Below are 20,446 nucleotides of genomic sequence, written 5' to 3'. Positions count from 1 at the left end.
AATTATAAACGAGCAGATAAAATAGGAAAACCATGATAATTAAAACACTCATGCTTTCTGACCCACCAATAGTCACAGTAAAAGACAAGCTGGTAGAGGCGTTTAAAAAAGTGAACATTAGGGGGATCGGAAGAGTTATAGTAACCAATGATAGTATTGAAGGGATAATTTCTACCCGTGACTTACTAACCTTTGTAACCGATAGATGTGAGGAGGGATGCAATAGGGGAGATATATTCGCACTGATCGAAAAACGAGTAGCCCAGGTTATGACCCCTAAGCCTGTCTTTGCTTATGAAGACGATGACGTTATGGACGCGTTAACTTTAATGGTAGCTAGAAACTTTGGGGCATTACCTGTATTAAGCAAAGAGAAAAAAGTATCGGGCATAATAACTGAGAGAGAGTTCCTCCTTATCTTTCAAGACCTAGACGAACTGTTCCCAGTCAAGAAATTCATGACGAAGAAAGTCACCACGGTATATGAGGACGTTCCTGTGTTTGAAGCAGTTAAACTGATGATCAGGAGGGGGTTTAGGAGGTTACCCATAATAAATGACCAACAGAAGGTTATTGGTATAATTACAGCTGCGGACGCTCTAAAGCTCTTTACAAAAGCTGTGCTGAAAAGTGACCCTGAAATGTTCTTCACTAAAAAGGTGTCTCAAGTTGCAACGAAAGACGTGCTGGCTATTGACCCTGAGAAGTCAATAAACGAGGCAGCAGGTATAATGATCATGAAGAAGGTGGGTTCCCTGCTTATACTGAAAGAAGATGGAAGTGTAGGGGGTATTATAACTGAGAGGGATCTAATTATTGCATTACACTATCAATTACATTTGAAATCTGAGTGAGTTGTTAAAAAAGCATATTTTATATAAGTGATACTAACTATCTTTATTAGCTTAGCTCGCGTTTGCCTATGGTGTAACTTATCCTTATAGTTACTTTTAACTCCGCCACGTGCACCCTCCTAAGGGATCATACACAGTCACCCTTACCCCATTGGGGCTAGTTTGGGGGGACGCAACTACTCCCATCCGTATTTATCACTTCCAAAACTTCGTGGGCAGAGCCCGTCATCAGTAGGGAGGCCGTCAAAATATCCTACTTATTAAGTAATACTTAATATAAACACAACACAATAGAGGTCATATTCAGAGTGAACAAAAGTAGTTAAAAGTAACGTAAAGTTGTTACAGTCTCCTGAAGAGACTCCAGCCCTGAGGGCTAAGGATAAAAATTAATTCTTTGCAAATCAAGTTTTATAATGATGAAATTGGAAAAGGAAGTCAAAATCTCGCATGAGATAGATGTTGTGTTGAGGATTCTATCAGATCCTTCTTTCTTAATACCTAGGATATTTCCAAATGTTACGTCGATAAAAGTCCATGAAGATACATTTGATGTTGAGGGAAAATTAGTAGTCACGTCTTATCATGTTTCGGGTAGAGTATTTGTAGGGAGCAGTGAAATAAGATACGTTTATGACTCAGACAAAGGCGGGGGAGTCTTAAGGATAAATAAAGTTAATGATAACACGATAAGGATCACACTGGAGCATGACGGTACACTATTAGCTAGATTAGGTTATCCAGCTGTGAATTCTAACTTAAATAAACTTGAGAAGAACCTTGATGAAGAAATTAGGTTAGAGAGGATAAAACGTAAAATCTGATATGTTATTTTTCCACTATGGAAATAGTTTTCTCGCCCGATGCACCAAAACCAATAGGACCATATTCCCAAGCCATAAAGGTCGAGAATACAATATATGTTTCTGGACAAATACCAGTAGACCCCAAGACTGGAGAAGTAGTGAAAGGAGGAATAAAAGAACAAACAAAGGCTGTATTAGAAAATATTAAGGCTGTGCTAAACGCTGCAGGGTTTAGCTTGAGCGATGTAGTTATGAGTTTCGTGTATATTAAGGATATGAACTTGTTTTCCGAATTTAACGCAGTCTACGCCGAGTACTTTGGAGAAAAACCTCCGGCTAGAGTTACAGTAGAAGTTTCGAGGTTACCAAAAGATGTGTTAATCGAAATAGCTGTTATAGGCTCGAAAGGTGTTTAAGAAAAAACTTTTTTCATTAGTCTTTCTACGTGGGGGCAACCATATGGGTTGCAATGGCTACCGTGCTCAATGCACGTCGCTGATATAGGCTTTCCTTCGAACAGCAATAGCGATGCCTCGTCATCCTCCACTATCTTGTAAAATGCCCCCTCAAAGACTATTTTATATGTTGTCTCTGCCATGTTTTATTCCCTCTTGTTACTTACTTTTTAATCATTATTACTATCAAAACACTCATATAAGCTTTTCTACTCAAGTGATGTGGTTAGTCCCCTTTTCTTTTATTTGTAGTTTAATTTCAAGAGACCATGAAAGGAAAAAGCAAAAAATTATAACCCTTTCTTCTTAAAACCGCTTTTAAATATTAAGTCTCTTTTTCTCGTTAGGATAGTTGCTGTTTGCATTGTAATTAGACTAAATGATTCATTTAAGCTAGTAACATTAGCTGTTTTTCCTCTTACTAACGTTAAAACAAGGTTAATTAACCAAACAACAGTTGCTATATCTGCTATAAATGCACCAGCAGTAGCTATTAGTTCAGCTGGTATAAATGTGGATGATAAAGGAAAGATTTCAGCCTTTCTGATCAGTCCAGTTAGACCTAATTCATCAAATCCCAAAACTACCATTGAAGAACCTACTAAATAACCGTAAAAGTGAACCCACATTAGCTTTGAAGAATACCAGCCTCTTCCAGTCATCATTGGTATCATGAGATAGAGTACAGCAAACCCTGCTGGTACGATGGATAACAATATAAATCCATGGAAATGCCCTACGACCCACATAGTCTCGTGAATGATGGCATCAAATGTTATGGTCGCATTGGAAATCCCAGTTACGCCAGAAAATATAGACCCTACAAATGATAGAGAAGTAAAAGCCGTAAGGATATTCCACTCTACTCTAGCTCCTTTTACAGTCGCTAATAAGTTAAAGAATGTCATTAGAGAAGGTAGTACGACACCGTAAGTTAGTATTTCAGTTAGCACTTTAATCGCTATCGGTAAATCGACCATGTAAAGGTGATGAATTGGGACGTTATTAGAAAACAACAAATATAATACGGCTGCTACTCTAGCCATTTTATCGCTATAGAGGGGTCTGTTTGCCAACATAGGTATAAGTAGATACATTGCACCGACCGCAGGTAACCAAGCCATGTACACTACAGCATGCCATAATATGCCAAACGCTATCTGATTTGCAATAGGGTTGAGTCCTACAAATCCGTAAAAAGCTAATATGTCCCATATATTCGCCACTGTCTCTCCTGAATATCCTATAGCGTATAGTAATACGTCCATTAGTGTGAACACAAGGAAGATAGGCAATTTTTCTCTGTTGGGACTTTTACTTACTAAATAGTAATGGTAAATTATCCACAATGTCTGCATATAAGTTGCTATGTCAATTAACATCCAGCCAAAATACCACAAAGGCGATACGACATATAGTGAATAGTTCGGAAGTCCTAATGGAACTAAGTAGTACCAACCCTCTGATGGAAAATAGTTATCGAACCCTTGTTGATTTACTAAAAGTATTGGCCCTTCAAGAAGCATGAAGGCTATATTGAAAACAATGAAGGATAGGTTAAAGACCCATTTAGCTTTTGGTTCTATCTTCAACATTTTAAATGTAAAGTAGATAAAAATAGCAAATTCAAGTTGCTGAGCAAACCCGAATAAATCTCTCATCCCATGAAGAGTTATTGAAGCATAATATTCTTGAGGTGTTAGAGGCAGTAATTGTGCAACCCCCCATGATGCTTCTTGTATTCTAACCATCAGTGCATCAATAACTCCTAGTGCTCCCCAGATAAGACTCATTACTATCATCGCCATAGTTATTCGTGTTATCCAGTCTTTATCAAGTTGGAATACATCTTTTACGAAGGAAATTATCTGCTTCATTATTAACAGAGTTTGAAGCTAATATTAAATATTTGAATTTATAACTTTTTGGCGAAATTTTCTTTTTTGTAGAAATATCTAATTTGCTAAATTACAAAAATTACAAAAATTATCGTGATGCTATAGTGAGTTAGAGCCTGTGAAATAATTAAAGCTTGAGAATAATTCTGTAAATGCTATACAAATAACTTATATTATTTGATCCCATTTGCATAAGTCGAGGCAGTGATTTCATCAACTTGTAATTTTCTTCTTAATGTTGTAAGACGTATATGACAACATGCAAGTTCAATATCTTGTTTATACAAAGATTGAATAACTTAATAAGCACCCGTGCTAACGCCTCTAAAAGACTTGGGTTTACAACAGTGGGAGGTTGTAAATCAATTGGAGGAATTTGCCAGACACTCCTTCTCTCTATTTAGTACTAAAAATACTTAAGGGAATGTAGTCCAGCGTTAATATTAAACTCTTTAAAAGACAAAGGCTTAATAATACTCTCATAATACCAACCACACTCACTTAAATGGTATTATTTGTAGGTATATTAAATACTGGTTTCTGATAATGAGTTAATCATGTTTATACTGTTCACTAAGGATGGAGAATACTATTTATACCTAGACGGCACTTTGAGGAAAACTCAAGAGAGACCGAGGCTAAAGGGAAACGTGATTGGTTACGTAATTAGGTATGAAAATGGCAGGGTTAAACTCACATCTACGCCAGTTTATGACTCTTCTAAACTAGATGGACTTGTTGAAGCCGTTTTAGTCGGCTCAATAAAAGAATTGAAGGGGTATATCTTTCAGACTAACGATTCAATAATCCTACATTTCGGTGAAGTTAAGGGTAATGCTGTAGAAAACGTCCAGTATTTATTAGTCCACGGTATGCCGGTTCAGAAAGGGGATATAAAGACCCTAATCAACTATATGGATACTAGCTACGACTTGGTCAAATACATGCTAAAGGAACATAATACTCCGGAGGTAGTACGGAGTGCTGTGATTGCTCTCTCGCGACTGAATAAATGCGAGGAAGCGATACAGCTCTACAACTCCTTGGACTCAAAGTTCCCTGAAGAGTCGTTAGCCGTAGCAGAGTGTTATGAAAAAGTAGGAGAAGAGTTACAAGCTTTAAAAATATACTCCTTCTTTTCTGAGAATAAATATAGAGAATTAGAAAGAAAATTAAGAGAAAAAGTCAATACTCTAATAGATGAATTTGACAGGACCGGAAATGTAAAGACACTGTTTGAAGCCCTAAAAGTCCTGCCCACTTACGATGCCCCATCACTTAAATTGGGCTGGTATTTTATGTCCAAAAAGAACTATAGAGAAGCCGTCAAGTACTTTGAAGAAGCTGTTAAGCTCAGGAGAGATTTTAGTAACCTTTTAGCGTTAGCTAACGCTTATGTAAAGAACCAGCAATATGAACAAGCCTTAAAGATAATCGAGGAAGCAGAGAAGCTCAGGAGAAACTCCTCAACCGCATATCTTAAAGGGCTTGCGTTTGAGGCATTGAACTCACCTTCCGGTGCAATGAAAGAGTTCTTGTTCGCTTGTAAAGAAGGGCTAGTAGAAGCTTGCAGTAAGATTAAACCTTACATGTTATACACTCCTAGGGACGAATTTGACCCCAATAGTTGGATAGGTTATGTCCTCTATGGGTATAAGGTAGAGAAGGTTATAGGGACAGGTGGTATGGGCTATGTCTTGTTAGTTGAAAAAGGGATGAGGAAGTTTGCGATGAAAGTGGTAAAGAAGGAGTTCAGGTATGACGAATTACTCTATGAGGTAGCTAAGATGCAGGAAATATCTAAGGGGTCTACCAATCTTGTCAGGATCTTTGCCAGTTTTGTAGACGAGAATTTTACCGATTATTACTCCTCTCCGCCTGCAATAGTTATGGAATACATGGAGGGGGGCGACCTAAGAGAAGTCCTAGTAAATTCCGAATATTCTACACTGAGGCATTCGAGTAAATGGAGCCAATTAGTTGCCGTAATATTTTCTAAGTTGGCTGATGCCGTAGTCCACGTTAATAAAAACGGGTATGTCCACTGTGATATCAAGCCTTCGAACGTCCTCTTCACTTCCAGGCTCCCTAAGTACGGAGATGAAGCATTGGATGCATTAGTTAGCGGTAAGGTTGAGCCCAAACTTTCTGACCTCGGTTCTGCCGTTAAATTAGGCTTACCTGTTATCCACTATACGCCATATTATGCTCACCCGTTGCAAAGGTTTGGCGGTAAAGCGGAGTATAACTTTGACGTCTATTCGTTCACTGTCTCGCTATATGTAGCACTTACTAACAACTTCCCCTTCCCAGAATGGCTAGAAAGGGAGGTTGAAGAGGCAGTTACGAACCCCTCAAAAAGAGAGAGCGTGATGAGAGATTTCTACAACGTGGAACCTAGAATGGATTATGTCCCTGAAGAGTTTAGAGACTTAATCGAAAGAGGACTTAGAGGCGAGATATCGATGGAGGTCATAAGTAGAGAACTAAAGTATCTGATACGTTATAGCTATGGGATCGACATTACATCTAATCCTAGTACTTCAACTATAGAAATATAAGGAAGTTTATCCTAATTCAATCAGGACATTTTCCTAGTTTTGGATAGCCATAAATATAAATATGTTTTTATTTTTAATTATCACTTTTAGAAAAATTGTTTTTATGTAATTGTGCTTAATTTTGCATACTTTCATTAATATAAAACTATATAAGATTCAAAAACAACAGTTAAATATAGTGAAATATATGGAAGGACTTGAGAAACAATTACAAACTGTCAGGATTATGGGTGCTGCCATTTACCTTATTAATATATTCTTTTCCACCTCGATTTATACTGCATTAGAAAGTTTAGGTCTAGCGAAAGATAACCTAGTATACTCACTCTTGTTTGCTGTGCCTCTATTTTCAGCGATCTTGAACGGGATAATCCTAGGTCTAATAGCTGCACAATTAAAGGACGCGGTTTCATACGGAATTATAAAGTCGATTATGGCAATCATAGTGTACTCAATTTATCTTCACTTCTTCTCCTTACCCTTATACATTGTTTTAATGGCAGTGATTATAATTGTCCTATCCCTAGCTCAGCTAGGTGTACTATATATATACAGGAAAATACAGAAGCAGATATTCGGGTAAGGAAAATGTTGATAAAAGTCCCTTACAAAACGATCAAAGTTTTCCCTTCAGAGATTAAAGGGAAGTATGTATTTATGAAAGATACAGTTGTGATTATCAAGACTCAGAGTAAGGTATTATATGTAGACTGCGTCCATGAGAATTTAGGAAATTACAGACCTCCGCCATTCCTTTCTAACTATATCTTCGAGTACGAGATCATGGAAGGAGGAGAACACTGCGAGTGTGTAGCTAGGGCGTTACAAGAGGATCTTAAGCCCTTATTTAAAAACCAGAAACTATGCAAGAAAGGTGATATAACAGTGGTGATAGAAAGGTGATAGTGTTTAAAGATGTACAATGGATAGATGACGAGAAATTTAAGTTGTTAGTCCATGGCATTGAGGTAACATATAAGGTGGAAATAAAACCTGGGGCTATAACAAAAATAATTCTCAGGAGCTTAAACTATAACTCTGTTTGTGTATTGGATGTGGATATTAGTAAGAATAAATTGGTAGCATTACAGTGCATAGGGTTTGAAAAAGATGAGGTGAAGAAAGCAATAATTTCTAAGTTAGCTATACAAGTCCCTCAGTCCTTAAGGCTGTGAAGGTCCTAGCTGGAATTTAACTCGTTTAATTTTTTCTCATATTTTTTTATAACTTCTTGGATTTCGTTTTCTGCTTCCTGATATATTTCGAGGATTTTCTCCAGCTTTTCAGATAGGACAGTCCCACCAGCACCCTTACCGCCCTTTTTTGTCTCTATTCCACCCAATAGCCCTTCTATCTTCTTCACGTACTCCCACGCAAACTTATAGGATACGTTTACATTCTTTGCTGCTTCTGCAATACTCCCCGTGTTTTTTATATTCTCTAGAAGCTTAACCCCACCTTTACCTATAATAGGTTTACCGTCATCAGTTTCTATCCAAATCTTGAACTTTATTCTCATAGATCAAAGCCTTCAGGATATATTAGACTAATAATATTATCAATCTTTTGCTTTACATCCTCTAAATCTTCACCTACTACATTTATGTGGCCCATCTTCCTTCTCTTTTTCACTTCACTTTTACCGTACCAATACACTTTTCCGAACTTTGACACCTCTGGTGGGACTTTGTCAGTCCCTAAAATATTTACCATACCACCATAAGATAGTAGCCTCGTATCACCTAACTCCATACCACCAATGGCCCTCAAGTGCTGCTCGAACTGGGAAATGAAAGCCGAATCTAAAGTGTAGTGACCGGTATTATGGACTCTCGGTGCAAACTCATTTATCAGGATCTCTCCGTTCCTCACAAAGAACTCTATGCCCATAGTGCCTACGTATCCTAAATATTCGGCAAGCCTTCTCGCTATTTCCTCAAACCTGATGTCATTGAGCGGACCATAATTGTATATTAAGATCCCTTTCTCGTTATAATTGAAAGTAGGTGGATATGCCTTAAAGTTACCGTTTTTATCTCTCATTGCTATTATAGAAGCCTCATAGTCATAATTTACAAACTCTTCTACGACAAATTTGCACTTCATATCCTTTATAAACAGGTACTTGTCTACGTCACCCCTAATGAAGTATTGACCTTTACCGTCATATCCTCCCTTACTCTGTTTCAATACTCCTATGTTATTGAACTCCTCCTTAAGTATTTTCAGGGCCTCCTCTCCGTCCTCAGCGACATAGAATCTGGGAGTAGGTAAAGAATGGTCTTTGTAATATGTTTTTTCCTTCCACCTTTCTCTTTTGAGTTCTACAGCATTAATGTCTGGGTACAGCTTACCTTGTTCCTCAGCATAGTTCAGGGCTTCATCTTTTACATGCTCAAATTCAAACGTGACCACATCTGCTTTTTCAATCATCTCCTTATAGTCTTCTGGTCTAAAGCACTTATCAGCGATCCTGCAGGCCGGTGCATCAGGCTCATCCATAACATAAAATGTAAAAGGGTATTTCCTCCCCTCAAGTATCATCATCCAACCCAGCTGTCCTCCACCCAATATGGCGATTTTCTTATTCAAGTCTTGTATTAAGGACTTCATTTTTCATATCCACCATGAATTTCTTCATTTTTTCAGCTAACTCAGGATACTTTATGCCTAAAATTCTTATAGCTAATAATGCGGCGTTCTTTGCTCCTCCTATAGCGACCGTAGCTACCGGAATACCGTAAGGCATTTGGACTATGGAGAGTAAGGAATCTAGCCCATTCAGGTTCTTTGAAGGTATCGGGACACCTATCACGGGTAAGTGTGTTAATGAAGCGGTCATACCGGGCAGGTGTGCTGCACCTCCAGCCCCTGCTATTATTACCTCGATACCTTTCTCTTCGGCAGATTTAGCGAATTCTACCATGAACTCAGGAGTCCTGTGGGCTGACACCACCCTAACTTCTGTTTCTACCCCGAAGTTTCTTAGTACTTCAACAGCTTCTTTCATGTATTCCCAGTCTGACTTACTTCCCATAATGACGGCTACTTTAGGCATATTTAGTATTTTGTATAGAGAAATTTAAGCTAAAGGGCTTTAATTGGAAAAATTTATTTAAGATTTAAGTTAATACTATACATGAATGAATGAGATCACATTATTACGTAGGGCTGAAGAGCTCATTTTAATGTTGTCCAAGAATGACTTCTTAGAGAGCTTGGGTTTTACTGTTGTTGATAACGATACTTTTGAGACAACGCTTTTAGGAGTAAAAATAAGGGGCAAAATAATAAGAAAGATAGAGGAAAACTCTGTATCTTTACTCCTTCACACCAAGTTTGGTTCATGTAAGATAGACGTAGGAGTCATCCCGTTGGACGATTACTCCAGCAGGATAAAGGTCAATCTGAGTAGTTGGGGACTGGCGGGAAAAGTAATAAAAAACAAGGTTTTAAGTAACTTAATTAACTTTGTAATAAAAGCCGAATTTGAACCCACAAGTAGGATACAGAAGAAACTAAAGCTTAAACTCTATACTAACTATAAAGGTCTACTCAAACTCTTAGACACACTTCCCAAAGACGAATCCGTGTATTATTTTCTAGTTATAAATAAGTCTTATATAGTAGAAATTGTGAACGGGATACCATTATATGGCGATGAGATTAAAAAGAATTGTGAAGACGTATGTTATATAGAACTCTACGAGTTTAAGCCAACCACTATTTAAATCTTTCCATCATAATAATGTAATTGTATGGACGTTTACTCAGAAGAAGAGTTATTTAAAGTTATTAGGAGTGCTTATGAAGGAGGACTAAGGATACAAGTATTGGGTAAGGGAAAACACGGAAAAAAGGAAGGAGTAGACGAATACGTCTACACGAGAAAAATGGACTGGTTCGAAATCAGAGACGGTATGGTTGAGGCATTAGCAGGTGCAGATATAGGGGAAATACGAAAGGAAGCTAGTGAAGAAGGCCTCCTCCTACCAACATTATATGATGGGACTATAGGAGGGCTATTAGCTACTAACTTCCCTTCACCCCTTTCCACGGCTTACGGTAAACCAATAGACTTTACCAATTGGGTAAGGGTCTTAACTCCATACGGCGGGATAAAGTGGAAGATGCTAGTGGGCTCAAAGGGAGTTATAGGGGCTATTTCAAGAGCTGAACTAAGGTTATATCCTAAACCGAATAAGATATTCACATACGAAAAGGAAGATTTTAATGAAAGAGAGCTCGAGAAGGTTATGTCGTTGTCTCCGCTTGTACTTCTAGTGGACTATCAGGGGGGTAAATTTAGGATCCATTCGTCTTATAGTCATGAAGTAGGACTGAAGGGCTATTCAGTCGATGAGGGAGTCCCCCTCGTAGAAGTAAACGATGAAAGAAAGGAAATAATAGTAGAAGGAGACGATTTTGATACATTCAAGAAAGTGATAGAGGTTTCGCAGCCTATCTATGCTTATTGGATATGGAAGAGCGGTATGTTCATACTTTTCAATGCAGATACCGACATGCTTAGAGAGTATAATATTAAGTACTATACTAGGGATCAGCCTAAAGAAGTTCACATAAAACTAAAGAAGCTGTTAGATGTTAAAGGTATATTCGCCTGAACCCCTTACTGAGTTCAACAGTATCCCTAGTCGGTGGTCCAGTAGATGGCTAGACACTTCATAATAGACTGTGATACCGCTGAAGATGACATAATGTCCTTATTTATGTTGGTGAGGAACGGCATATCAGTGGAGGCAGTTACGATCGTAGAAGGTAACATTTCCTACCAACAGGAGATAAATAACGCCTTATGGGCTCTAGAATTTATAGGAAAGGACATAAAAGTCTATCCAGGTAGCGATAGACCTATCGTTAAGTCCTTTAGAAGCGTAGAAGAAGTGCACGGTAAAGGAGGTATAGGAGACATATTAGTGAAGCCTAGTAGGCTAAAACCCGAAAATAAGAGTGCGATAGACGCAATAGTGGAGTTAGCTGATAGGTTTTCCGGAGAGATCGAATTTTTAGCCATTTCACCCCTGACAAACTTGGCCTTAGCATATCTTAAGGACAAATCAATTGTGGACAAGGTAAAGAAAGTCTGGGTAATGGGAGGAACAGCTTGGGGGCGTGGGAATATCACTCCCGTGGCTGAATATAACATATGGGTAGACCCCGATGCAGCGAAAATAGTGTTCAATGCTGGGTTTGATATCACTATGGTCCCCTGGGACGTAATAGTCGATTACCCGGTAGATGAGGGAGTATGGAATAAGATTAAAGGAATGAATACTAAGATGAGTGAATTTTACGTCCAAATATATTCTCACTATAGAGAATATTCTATGAAGAACGAGAAAATCGGAGGCACACCGCATCCAGACCTTATTACCACCAGTGTAGCAATAGACAGAAGTGTGATTAAAAGTTCTGAAAAACACTACGTAGACATAGAGAACTGTGACTGTATAACGAGGGGAATGACCGTCATCGATTATTTAAATATTTGGAAAAAGGCGGCTAATACGGAAGTTGTCTACGAAATAGATTTCCAAAAGTTCCTAAGTATGCTTTTTAATTTACTATCGTGGTTCTAACGTGAACAAAAAATTCTAATTTTTTAAAACATTAAATTAAGACTGGATCAAAATTTGTAAAGATTAGCATAGTATTTTTATTTCACATGGTTTTTAAAGTATACTTGCGTAACTAAGTCCATGGACATTGAAAATTTGAAAGACAGAGCCAAGTCATTTTATTTGTCTTCAGGAGGGTTTTTCTTAGATGGGTATGACTTATCAGTGATCTCCTATGCACTCCTCTTCATCACCAAGGAAATGTCGCTAAACGCAATAGAGGTCGGGCTCGTTACTGCTGCTTCTCTTATGGGAATGGGTATCGGTGCATTAATTTTTGGGTATTTGTCAGACAAGGTAGGTAGAAAGAAGCTAATGGGGATTGATTTATTTTTCTTTGCAGTATTTGCAGTCCTCTCCGGTCTGTCTACCAACTTTTATCAGCTGTTCACTTTCAGGTTCCTATTAGGCATAGGTATAGGAGGAGACTACCCAATAAGCAGTACTATAGTATCCGAGTTTTCCCCGTCAAGAAGTAGGGGGAGGTATCTAGTAGGTTCTGTAGCGATGTATTGGCTAGGTACCCTGTTTTCGGCAATAGTTAATTTGGTCTTTCTAGGTACTGGGAACTACTTTTGGCGTTATTCTTTTTTGCTCGGAGGTATAATGGCAGTCCCGATCATTGTAGGTAGGATAACCTTTTCTGAATCGCCTAGGTGGTTAGTATCAAAGGGGTTACTTAAAGAAAAAGGCCTGCCTGCTCCCGAGGAAGAGACCAAAGGTTTAACAATACGGGATTTACTCAAAGGGAGAGTTGGGTTGACCCTAGTTTCCTTATCAACTATCTGGTTCTTGTTCGACGTAGCGTCTTACGGGATAGGCCTATACTATCCTTCCTTACTCCACCAGTTCGCTTTTCCGTCTGAGCTCGAGACCCTATATGCTACTATGCTGATCTCTGTAGGTGCTATTGCAGGATACCTAATTGCACTTACTGTTATAGACAGTCTCGGGCGGAGGTTTACTTTGTTCACAGGTTTGGGGGCTATGGCGGCACTACTCTTAATTGGAGGAATAGGTAAGGTCTCAGGCTTTGTACTCCTACCTTACTTTATGGGGTTCGTTGCAATGGAACAATGGGCTGGTGCAGTTACTTTATTTTATCCTACAGAAGTTTTTCCCACATCGGTGCGGTCTACGGCACAAGGTGTAACAACAGCCGTGAGCAGGGTAGGGGCAGTGCTAGGTGTCTTCGTTTTCCCTTCTATGGTCAAGTCCCTAGGTCTCTCGGATTCGCTTATGTTATTCGGTATGACGTCACTTATAGCCTTACTTATTAGTGTGTTTTCAGTGAAGGAGACCAAGAAGAAGAGGCTAGAGGACACTGCAGTAGGTAAGGCTTCTACGATTAACACTCAAACTTAGTGCATACAGAAAATTCCATTTCCTTCATAAGGTCTCTCAAAATTAAATAATTTTTATAAAGCTCTTCTAATCCTTGTTCCGTAATCCCGAATATTACATCACCGTTACCTACATATGCCTTCTTCTGAATAAACCCTTTTCTCTCTAGGTCTTGTATTGACCTAGAGAGTCTCTTCCTCCGTGTACCTAAGAATTGCTCTATCTCTCTTATGCTCATCTCGTCCTCTGAGAGCACTGTGAGTATCGCTATCTGTAATATGTCCATTATGATTAACTTAACATTAGAGTATATAAATCGCTTTTCACAAATACGAAAGAAAAAAGATAAAAATGGGTAAATAACTGGTGTTTTGCGAAGTAATGCCCTTTTATACTACTTTACGAGCCCTCAAGCAGTTGGGAAGGTTAGTCTGGTAGAAAGTTAACCGTCATGACTCATCTCACCAAGAAGGTGAAATTTTACTTACTATACCAATAATCTTCCTCTAGTAAAAAATAGCAAGATGGACAGAGCTAAAGAGAATGCGGACGAAATTAAAATAGATATTAAAGGGGAGAAGGAGATCGCGCTTACTATAAACCCAATGAGCCACCCCACCTGTTGTAGAGAATTAATTACCGCATAGGTCTCCGGGCTGTTGTCTGTTAGGTTTTCTAACGAACTAGGTATTATGGCTTCCCAAGAACCGAAAAATATAGAAAAAACAGGAGAAATATAAATTAGCGGGATTAAAGAGAAGAGGAACAAATACACTGATAAGAGGGTCCTCTTCACATAAGAGGACAATAAAGTCAATACCATGCCTACTGCTTCTGCAGAAGTCGCAAAGACGCCAATATATACATCGCTTAGCCTATAAATTGTCTTTATTTCTAAAAATACATACGGAAATACTAACGCGATGGGAAACACGACTAGTACTGGGATAGTTATTGCCTTACTCATAGACATTTTGCCCCTTAAGACCGGCTTTTCATCCAAAAATAGTACGGGAAGTGAGGAAGCCCAGTTAAAGACCCCAGCTAGAAGAAATACGTATTTTAGCCCTATATAACTGCCTAAGACTCCTGCTATTGAAGGAGTAAACAATGAAGGGAGGATTGAAATCCCCCATACACGAGATATAGTCCCTTTTCCGCAAGAGCTCATGTAGGAGTAAAAGTTAGGTAAAGAGAGGAATGTAGTATATGATACCATAAAACCTATCACCATCTCCGAGAAGTCCTTTGCCAACGACACTACCAAGTAACCGAAACCCGATAGGAACATACCCAACCAAACAGTCTTGACTACACCTAGCTTCCTAGAGACCTTAGCACCTAGGAGAGGCATAGGGATAGCGGATAACGTAAAAAATACATATACCAGGCTAACATATCGGCTGGGAATAAACTGTACTGCATAAATAGATATGAAGGGGTAACTCAGGTAATAAGATACCCCCCAGAACAACCAGCTCAGTATAATTAAGCCTATTTTCCTCATCTCCCTATTCTCAACTTGGGAGGTAAAAGCTTTTTATGAGTGTTTAAACAATTTATACTGATCCTTATGGATGAGAAATTGTCAGAACAGTTACAACAACTCGGCGAGAAAAATCTAGAGGAGAAAGCAGATTATAATATGAGATATTACCAATACTTATATAAGAAAAGTGTTGAAGACCCTGCTGGCTTCTGGGGCGAACTTGCAAAGGAACTTATAGACTGGTATGAGCCATGGCAGAAGGCGTTCGTCCAAGAAGAAGGACTTTTGACAAAGTGGTTTGTAGGTGGTAAGCTGAACGCTTCATATAACGCAATAGATAGACACCTCAACTCGCCAAGGAAGTACAAAGCCGCTATCATCTGGGAAAGTGGAAAAGGAGAAAAGAAAGTAGTAACATACCAAGACCTCTACTATGAGGTAAATAGGTGGGCAAATGCACTCAGGCAGCTAGGAGTACAAAAAGGTGATAGGGTAACAATATATATGCCCTTAACTCCAGAAGGAGTTATTGCAAAACTCGCCGTAGCTAGGTTAGGCGCAATCCACAGTGTAGTCTTTGCTGGGTTCGGTGCCCAAGCCCTCGCGGACAGGATACAAGACGCGGGGGCTAAGGTAGTTATAACTGCGGACGCATATTATAGGCGCGGAAAAATAGTGGAGCTCAAGAAGACCGTAGACGAGGCCTTACAGATACTAGGAAATAACAGTCCAGTCCAGAAGGTACTGGTGTATAAGAGGACTGGTACGGAGATCTCATTTAATGATAAGAGGGACGTCTACTTTGATGAAATAGGAAAGTTTAAGCCTATAGAACCAGAACCGGTAGAGGCGACACACCCCCTCTTCATATTATACACTTCAGGGACTACCGGAAAGCCTAAAGGTATTGTACACAGTACCGGCGGGTACCTAGTGGGAACAGCTACAATGTTACTATGGAGCTACGGGTTAAGCCAGGAAAATGACGTCCTCTTCAATACGTCAGATATAGGCTGGATCGTAGGGCATTCATACATAACCTACTCGCCCTTAGTTATGGGTAGGACTATTGTTATCTATGAAGACGCCCCGGATTACCCATACCCAGATAAGTGGGCTGAAATAATTGAAAAATATAGGGCTACGACCTTCGGGACATCAGCTACCGCAATCAGGTCGTTTATGAAGTATGGTGAAGACTACGTCAAACAGCATGATATGTCTTCACTTAGAGTAATTGTAACCAATGGCGAACCTTTGAACTACGCACCTTGGAAATGGGGCCTTGAAATAGTAGGTGGAGGGAAAGTGTTTATGTCCCACCAGTGGTGGCAGACTGAGACCGGTGGGCCCAACATCGGTTATATACCTGGATTAGTCTACTTACCCATGAAGTCTGGTCCTGCTGTAGGTTACGCTATACCGGGCAATAAAGTCCAAGTATTAAATGACGAAGGCAAACCTACAGGGCCTAGAGAGAGAGGATATTTAGTGATGCTACCGCCGTTCCCACCTATGATGATGATAGGGATGTGGAATGACACTAATAACGAGAGGTTAAAGAAGACGTACTTTAGCAAGTTCCCCGGTATTTACTATCCCGGTGACTATGCTATGGTAGACGAAGACGGATATATTTGGGTTATGGGGAGGGCGGATGAGACTATAAAAGTAGCTGCGCACAGGATCGGGGCTGGAGAAGTAGAGTCGATAGTTACAGCCCATCCTGCAGTAGCTGAAGCTGCTGCTGTAGGAATTCCAGACCCGGTCAAAGGGGAAGCAGTACACCTCTTCGTAGTCCTTAAGTCAGGGTATACTGCTTCTCCAGACCTAGCTAGAGATATCCAGAACCACGTTAGGAAGTATATGGGAGCAATTGTTACGCCTGAGGTACACTTTGTAGACAAGTTACCTAAGACTAGGTCTGGTAAAGTGATGAGAAGGGTTATTAAAGCTGTAATGATGGGACAGAGTGCAGGGGATATATCAACGCTTGAAGATGAAGCATCTATGGAAGACATAAAGAAAGCCGTAGAAGAGTTTAGGAAATCACTGAAGTAAATTAATAAATTTTTCCTACTTTTTATCCCTGATTTAACTATTTATTCTCATTAAGTTAGAACCGTTTATCTTTCTTAGATAAGTAAGTATTAAAGACATATTTAGCGTTGAACTAGGGGATTGTGAATATAGATAATCTTATCATAAGCCGAGTTTTTAACGGTATAATGATGCGTTATACAACATGAAATATTAAAAAAAAATTAATAGATCTTTTTTTCCATCTACATGGTAAGTAAGAGGACATTATATGAACATACAAGGGAAAATGATAACATATTACTTAATATTTAATATTTTATGTGGCTATCCTTCTCTGAATTGCAAAAGGTTGAAAGCCACGCCTTTTTAAGGCAAGGATCATGAATATTTAAATACGCCTTTTTCTAACGATAATTCGATGGCTAGGAGCGAAAAACTAATCAGAGCCGCAGTTTCTATTAAGGTTAGCTTATCAAACTCCCCCTGTCTATATAGGCCTTATTAGCCGGGGGACAGTAATACTCCTTGGCTGGGGAAACATGGTAGAAAACCGAAGCTAAGTCTTCGGGCAAAGGCGTGGCAGTGACCTTTTGATACATCTATTCTTAGTATCCCTAGAACTTATCTCCATACAACTAGTAGTAAAAGAAGAGGTATTATAGATACTATAGATACAGCGACCCAGACGTAAAAACCGGTGATTGAGGGTAATAGTAGTTCATTCATACCAACACCTATTTGTATCGCGTTAACTACAGCAAGTGATAGAGAAGAATTCTGACTTTTAACGAAGTTTACTACTAACGAATATATGATCGAGATGCATAGCTCGTTGAATAGTCCCATGATAAAGAGCCCTATTTCATAGAAGTCAGTGTAGAGCAAAATAGATGGTAGGACACCTAGGATGCCCGTAAATACAATCCCTTTAACTTTGTCCTTGTTTTCAAAAAGCCCGGTTAACGTCCCTCCTAAGACAGATGAAAGCAGTAACACGGAAGACACAGACCCAGTAAGTATAGCGGATTTTCCTAATACATAGTATGTAAAAGAGGGGAAGTACTCACTTACTACGTAATACGCACCCCATACACCAGAAGTAGCTAAAGCTATAACTACCACTCTTAAGTCCTTAATCACTCTAAAGTCAGGCTTATTATTTGGATATACAGAAAACCAGTTGAGAAATCCCATAACTACTGTCACAGCACCCAAAAATAAGGACGCATAGCTAAATCCTAATAAAGCGTCCAGAAAACCCCAATTAAGTCCTATTATCCCTCCCACAGCAAACATAGCATTATAAAGGCCTAGAACAGTAGCTACCTTACCTTCATTTACCACCGCTAATGTACCCCCTGCTGAGGAAAAGAAAAAGGAAGCTCCGAAGCCTGTCATTGCATAAAAAGCTAAGACCGTATAAATGTTCGGGGAGAGACCTATAAGGGAGTCCCCGATGCCCATTATTATCAGACCTAATGTGTAAGTCTTTTTCATCCCTAACTTAGTCGATATTATACCAGCAGGGACTTGCATAATAGCTGCGGAAGCAAAAAAGGATATTGGGACTAAATTGGTAAAATAAGGAGGTGCGTCTAAACTTTTTATAAGATAAGGCAAGTAGGGTGAAAGAAAGAACCAGCTTATACCGTAAATAGCTCGTGCAATCAGGATGGGGATGCCTCTCAATCTTAATGATAATTTAAGCATTTAGTTAAAATTTTAACTCATTAAGGTCATGTTCTATCTAAAAACTTGGTCAGCCCACAAAAGGTAACGGTGGCTCGAATTCAAAGCATACACATCTCCTCTGTATATGACAATAAACTTGCCATTTAGTACTTGACTGACTATAATAAAAACTAGTGGCAAGTAAAAACGAATAACGAAACGGCTGAGAAGCTCCGATTAAAAATTACTTCTAATTATATATTTTCAGAAAACATCTCTCTTTATTTCATTTGCTTTTTATAATTTTCCTTTAGCCAATTCCTGAAATCATAGATAAATATGTTATCATGCGGGCATGATTCAATACATTCTCCAGTACCTATACACTTAAACGACCTTAACTCACCTTTTTTAATAAATGCTGCCCTCATATCTGTGATCCCTACCGGACACGCTTTAGCACAATCAACTGTCTTACAGTTAAGGCAAGTCTGTGTATCTCTTACCTTTAGCCTGAAAAACCCAAGCCTCCCGAATAATTGGTTGAAGCTCCCCCATGTACAAATACCCATATTTACACAGCTGTAATTACCTACAAAGGGTATTAGTAGAAATTGTAAGTACCATAGTAAATTAAAGTAAACCGCCACGTATAGTACTGTAGGGTCGTTACCCAATATATAAAAGTTGGTATAGCCTAACTGGTCTAACAAAGAAACTGTGGCAAAGGCTAAAAGCATTACCCATACTGCTGCTGTAACTACCTTATACCATGTAGAGAGCCTACTAGTTAGCATCTTTTTTCCGACCTTAGCTGTCCTGTTAAAGACCTTCATGTCCCCTATAACAGTTCCTTGTAGCATGAAAGGTGCCGTACAAGTCACTGAACATATTTGCCTCGAACCGAAGAGAAAAGACAGAACTGCTGTTACTGCGTAAGTGCCTAACGCCCCTATGAGTAAGGACGGAGCTAATGGACCAAAAGTCCCAAACCCGTTAAACCATGAATATGGGATGTAGGGGAAAATTGAAGAGACAGGAGAAAAGTTAGGTAAATATGTGCTGTAAATCCAGTAAGCTAAAAGCATTAATGTCAACCTTATCTTATTGCCCCTACTCCTTGATGATAGGATTTTGTGGACAACCAGAGGTGTAAAGAAAGAACCAAATATAACTAACAACCATTGACTTCCAGTAATTGTAACAAAATAAGATATTGCATTCCACACGGGGTCGTATAAGCCTAGAGATGGTTGGAACTGGTCTGTGTAGATCAGTATATCGCTTGATAAAAACAACGCTGTAGCAAAAGGTAAGAATAAGAGGGGTAAGGCTACTTTGATGTTGTTTATACTCTTTTCTTCCCCTTTAATAGGTGAGAATTTGCTTGACATAAGGAATACAGAAAACAAATATATAAAATCTAGAGAAATTATCCACAATATGTTAATATTTGATAAGATTGTTAAGACTAATAGTATAGTAGATATGATTAGCCCTTCTGTTAATAATACTAAAATTTTTAAGAAATTTATCCTAAGCGATGGTCTTTTATAATTCTTTATGTAAGTTATTCCTTCACCTACTGAGATCAATACGCTACTTAAAAGGAGGATTAGAGTAGTAGTATCATTAGCCATTTGCTCTTCCCTAAATATCAATCTTAAAAAAAGTGTGTTAAAAACT

Annotated in this window: 21 protein-coding genes; 12 read left to right on the top strand and 9 right to left on the bottom strand. The window is 38.9% G+C overall.

All coding sequences use genetic code 11. From position 1 onward, the window contains the following. The first annotated feature begins 32 nt into the window (after window positions 1-32). From KN1_RS11250 to KN1_RS11240, 3 genes are all read left to right on the top strand, one after another. Window positions 33-854, top strand: a complete 822-nt coding sequence (locus KN1_RS11250) for a CBS domain-containing protein (protein WP_221287705.1) — start codon at window positions 33-35, stop codon at window positions 852-854. A gap of 416 nt (window positions 855-1,270) precedes the next feature. Further along, the gene (locus KN1_RS11245) at window positions 1,271-1,678 is read left to right on the top strand and encodes a DUF3211 domain-containing protein (RefSeq protein WP_221287701.1); all 408 of its coding nucleotides are present in this window, start codon (window positions 1,271-1,273) and stop codon (window positions 1,676-1,678) included. Window positions 1,679-1,695: 17 nt separating this feature from the next. After that, window positions 1,696-2,076, top strand: coding sequence for a RidA family protein (locus tag KN1_RS11240; protein ID WP_221287698.1), 381 nt, complete (start codon window positions 1,696-1,698; stop codon window positions 2,074-2,076). Here the strand turns inward: KN1_RS11240 and KN1_RS11235 are convergent. Then, the gene (locus KN1_RS11235; protein ID WP_221287697.1) at window positions 2,073-2,258 is read right to left on the bottom strand and encodes a hypothetical protein; all 186 of its coding nucleotides are present in this window, start codon (window positions 2,256-2,258) and stop codon (window positions 2,073-2,075) included. The genes KN1_RS11240 and KN1_RS11235 overlap by 4 nt on opposite strands. Before the next feature lie 147 nt (window positions 2,259-2,405). Then, a complete protein-coding gene (locus tag KN1_RS11230) occupies window positions 2,406-3,992 on the bottom strand; it encodes a cbb3-type cytochrome c oxidase subunit I (protein ID WP_221287695.1) in 1,587 nt (528 codons plus the stop codon). A gap of 578 nt (window positions 3,993-4,570) precedes the next feature. Here KN1_RS11230 and KN1_RS11225 point away from each other — a divergent pair. The 4 genes from KN1_RS11225 to KN1_RS11210 all read left to right on the top strand — a co-directional run bounded on the left by KN1_RS11225 (window position 4,571) and on the right by KN1_RS11210 (window position 7,749). Further along, a complete protein-coding gene (locus KN1_RS11225; protein ID WP_221287693.1) occupies window positions 4,571-6,574 on the top strand; it encodes a protein kinase domain-containing protein in 2,004 nt (667 codons plus the stop codon). A 187-nt stretch (window positions 6,575-6,761) separates the two neighbouring features. Beyond that, window positions 6,762-7,157, top strand: coding sequence for a hypothetical protein (locus KN1_RS11220; protein WP_221287691.1), 396 nt, complete (start codon window positions 6,762-6,764; stop codon window positions 7,155-7,157). 5 nt (window positions 7,158-7,162) lie between these two features. Further along, window positions 7,163-7,477, top strand: a complete 315-nt coding sequence (locus KN1_RS11215) for a hypothetical protein (protein WP_221287689.1) — start codon at window positions 7,163-7,165, stop codon at window positions 7,475-7,477. Continuing rightward, a complete protein-coding gene (locus KN1_RS11210) occupies window positions 7,474-7,749 on the top strand; it encodes a hypothetical protein (protein ID WP_221287687.1) in 276 nt (91 codons plus the stop codon). The genes KN1_RS11215 and KN1_RS11210 overlap by 4 nt, the downstream gene beginning before the upstream one ends. A gap of 5 nt (window positions 7,750-7,754) precedes the next feature. Here KN1_RS11210 and KN1_RS11205 read toward each other — a convergent pair whose 3' ends face one another. Genes KN1_RS11205 through purE form a run of 3 tightly spaced genes read right to left on the bottom strand, consistent with a single transcriptional unit; the run spans window position 7,755 to window position 9,632 of the window. Further along, complete coding sequence (locus KN1_RS11205) at window positions 7,755-8,093, bottom strand: winged helix-turn-helix domain-containing protein (RefSeq protein ID WP_221287686.1); 339 nt, start codon at window positions 8,091-8,093, stop codon at window positions 7,755-7,757. Next, window positions 8,090-9,187, bottom strand: a complete 1,098-nt coding sequence (locus KN1_RS11200) for a 5-(carboxyamino)imidazole ribonucleotide synthase (protein WP_221287684.1) — start codon at window positions 9,185-9,187, stop codon at window positions 8,090-8,092. Before KN1_RS11200 ends, KN1_RS11205 begins: the two co-directional genes overlap by 4 nt. Then, complete coding sequence (gene purE, locus KN1_RS11195; RefSeq protein WP_221287682.1) at window positions 9,159-9,632, bottom strand: 5-(carboxyamino)imidazole ribonucleotide mutase; 474 nt, start codon at window positions 9,630-9,632, stop codon at window positions 9,159-9,161. Before purE ends, KN1_RS11200 begins: the two co-directional genes overlap by 29 nt. 85 nt (window positions 9,633-9,717) lie before the next feature. Here purE and KN1_RS11190 point away from each other — a divergent pair, with 85 nt between their 5' ends. The 4 genes from KN1_RS11190 (at window position 9,718) to KN1_RS11175 (ending at window position 13,578) form a co-directional block, all read left to right on the top strand. Then, window positions 9,718-10,305, top strand: coding sequence for a hypothetical protein (locus tag KN1_RS11190; RefSeq protein ID WP_221287680.1), 588 nt, complete (start codon window positions 9,718-9,720; stop codon window positions 10,303-10,305). 27 nt (window positions 10,306-10,332) lie between these two features. After that, window positions 10,333-11,199 carry an FAD-binding protein gene (locus KN1_RS11185; protein WP_221287678.1) on the top strand — a complete coding sequence of 289 codons (867 nt, stop codon included), beginning with the start codon at window positions 10,333-10,335 and terminating at the stop codon, window positions 11,197-11,199. A 45-nt stretch (window positions 11,200-11,244) separates the two neighbouring features. Continuing rightward, complete coding sequence (locus tag KN1_RS11180; protein WP_221287676.1) at window positions 11,245-12,174, top strand: nucleoside hydrolase; 930 nt, start codon at window positions 11,245-11,247, stop codon at window positions 12,172-12,174. Between the two features lie 120 nt (window positions 12,175-12,294). Continuing rightward, window positions 12,295-13,578 carry an MFS transporter gene (locus KN1_RS11175; protein ID WP_221287674.1) on the top strand — a complete coding sequence of 428 codons (1,284 nt, stop codon included), beginning with the start codon at window positions 12,295-12,297 and terminating at the stop codon, window positions 13,576-13,578. On the opposite strand, the gene KN1_RS11170 is transcribed toward KN1_RS11175, so the two are convergent. Together KN1_RS11170 and KN1_RS11165 are read right to left on the bottom strand one after the other, a co-directional pair. Next, window positions 13,562-13,843, bottom strand: a complete 282-nt coding sequence (locus KN1_RS11170; RefSeq protein WP_221287673.1) for a MarR family transcriptional regulator — start codon at window positions 13,841-13,843, stop codon at window positions 13,562-13,564. The genes KN1_RS11175 and KN1_RS11170 overlap by 17 nt on opposite strands. Before the next feature lie 201 nt (window positions 13,844-14,044). Further along, window positions 14,045-15,064 (bottom strand): MFS transporter, encoded by a 1,020-nt coding sequence (locus tag KN1_RS11165; RefSeq protein WP_221287672.1) that lies wholly within the window; start codon window positions 15,062-15,064, stop codon window positions 14,045-14,047. Between the two features lie 66 nt (window positions 15,065-15,130). Between KN1_RS11165 and acs the strand changes: the two genes are divergently transcribed. Beyond that, window positions 15,131-17,107 (top strand): acetate--CoA ligase, encoded by a 1,977-nt coding sequence (gene acs / locus KN1_RS11160; protein WP_221287671.1) that lies wholly within the window; start codon window positions 15,131-15,133, stop codon window positions 17,105-17,107. A 603-nt stretch (window positions 17,108-17,710) separates the two neighbouring features. On the opposite strand, the gene KN1_RS11155 is transcribed toward acs, so the two are convergent. Together KN1_RS11155 and KN1_RS11150 are read right to left on the bottom strand one after the other, a co-directional pair. Continuing rightward, complete coding sequence (locus KN1_RS11155) at window positions 17,711-18,778, bottom strand: MFS transporter (RefSeq protein ID WP_221287670.1); 1,068 nt, start codon at window positions 18,776-18,778, stop codon at window positions 17,711-17,713. 263 nt (window positions 18,779-19,041) lie between these two features. Then, complete coding sequence (locus KN1_RS11150) at window positions 19,042-20,400, bottom strand: 4Fe-4S binding protein (RefSeq protein WP_221287669.1); 1,359 nt, start codon at window positions 20,398-20,400, stop codon at window positions 19,042-19,044. Window positions 20,401-20,446: the final 46 nt, after the last annotated feature.

The sequence above is a fragment of the Stygiolobus caldivivus genome (assembly GCF_019704315.1).
Taxonomy (GTDB): domain Archaea; phylum Thermoproteota; class Thermoprotei_A; order Sulfolobales; family Sulfolobaceae; genus Stygiolobus; species Stygiolobus caldivivus.
The sequence above is the reverse complement of the archived record's forward strand: the minus strand, read 5'-3'. Positions and strand labels throughout refer to the sequence as shown.

Coding starts and splice junctions, on each gene's coding strand:
- KN1_RS11250 (WP_221287705.1), top strand. CDS start 33: ATGATAATTAAAACACTCATGCTTTCTGACCCACCAATAGTCACAGTA.
- KN1_RS11245 (WP_221287701.1), top strand. CDS start 1,271: ATGATGAAATTGGAAAAGGAAGTCAAAATCTCGCATGAGATAGATGTT.
- KN1_RS11240 (WP_221287698.1), top strand. CDS start 1,696: ATGGAAATAGTTTTCTCGCCCGATGCACCAAAACCAATAGGACCATAT.
- KN1_RS11235 (WP_221287697.1), bottom strand. CDS start 2,258: ATGGCAGAGACAACATATAAAATAGTCTTTGAGGGGGCATTTTACAAG.
- KN1_RS11230 (WP_221287695.1), bottom strand. CDS start 3,992: ATGAAGCAGATAATTTCCTTCGTAAAAGATGTATTCCAACTTGATAAA.
- KN1_RS11225 (WP_221287693.1), top strand. CDS start 4,571: ATGTTTATACTGTTCACTAAGGATGGAGAATACTATTTATACCTAGAC.
- KN1_RS11220 (WP_221287691.1), top strand. CDS start 6,762: ATGGAAGGACTTGAGAAACAATTACAAACTGTCAGGATTATGGGTGCT.
- KN1_RS11215 (WP_221287689.1), top strand. CDS start 7,163: ATGTTGATAAAAGTCCCTTACAAAACGATCAAAGTTTTCCCTTCAGAG.
- KN1_RS11205 (WP_221287686.1), bottom strand. CDS start 8,093: ATGAGAATAAAGTTCAAGATTTGGATAGAAACTGATGACGGTAAACCT.
- KN1_RS11200 (WP_221287684.1), bottom strand. CDS start 9,187: ATGAAGTCCTTAATACAAGACTTGAATAAGAAAATCGCCATATTGGGT.
- purE (WP_221287682.1), bottom strand. CDS start 9,632: ATGCCTAAAGTAGCCGTCATTATGGGAAGTAAGTCAGACTGGGAATAC.
- KN1_RS11190 (WP_221287680.1), top strand. CDS start 9,718: ATGAATGAGATCACATTATTACGTAGGGCTGAAGAGCTCATTTTAATG.
- KN1_RS11185 (WP_221287678.1), top strand. CDS start 10,333: ATGGACGTTTACTCAGAAGAAGAGTTATTTAAAGTTATTAGGAGTGCT.
- KN1_RS11180 (WP_221287676.1), top strand. CDS start 11,245: ATGGCTAGACACTTCATAATAGACTGTGATACCGCTGAAGATGACATA.
- KN1_RS11175 (WP_221287674.1), top strand. CDS start 12,295: ATGGACATTGAAAATTTGAAAGACAGAGCCAAGTCATTTTATTTGTCT.
- KN1_RS11170 (WP_221287673.1), bottom strand. CDS start 13,843: ATGGACATATTACAGATAGCGATACTCACAGTGCTCTCAGAGGACGAG.
- KN1_RS11165 (WP_221287672.1), bottom strand. CDS start 15,064: ATGAGGAAAATAGGCTTAATTATACTGAGCTGGTTGTTCTGGGGGGTA.
- acs (WP_221287671.1), top strand. CDS start 15,131: ATGGATGAGAAATTGTCAGAACAGTTACAACAACTCGGCGAGAAAAAT.
- KN1_RS11150 (WP_221287669.1), bottom strand. CDS start 20,400: ATGGCTAATGATACTACTACTCTAATCCTCCTTTTAAGTAGCGTATTG.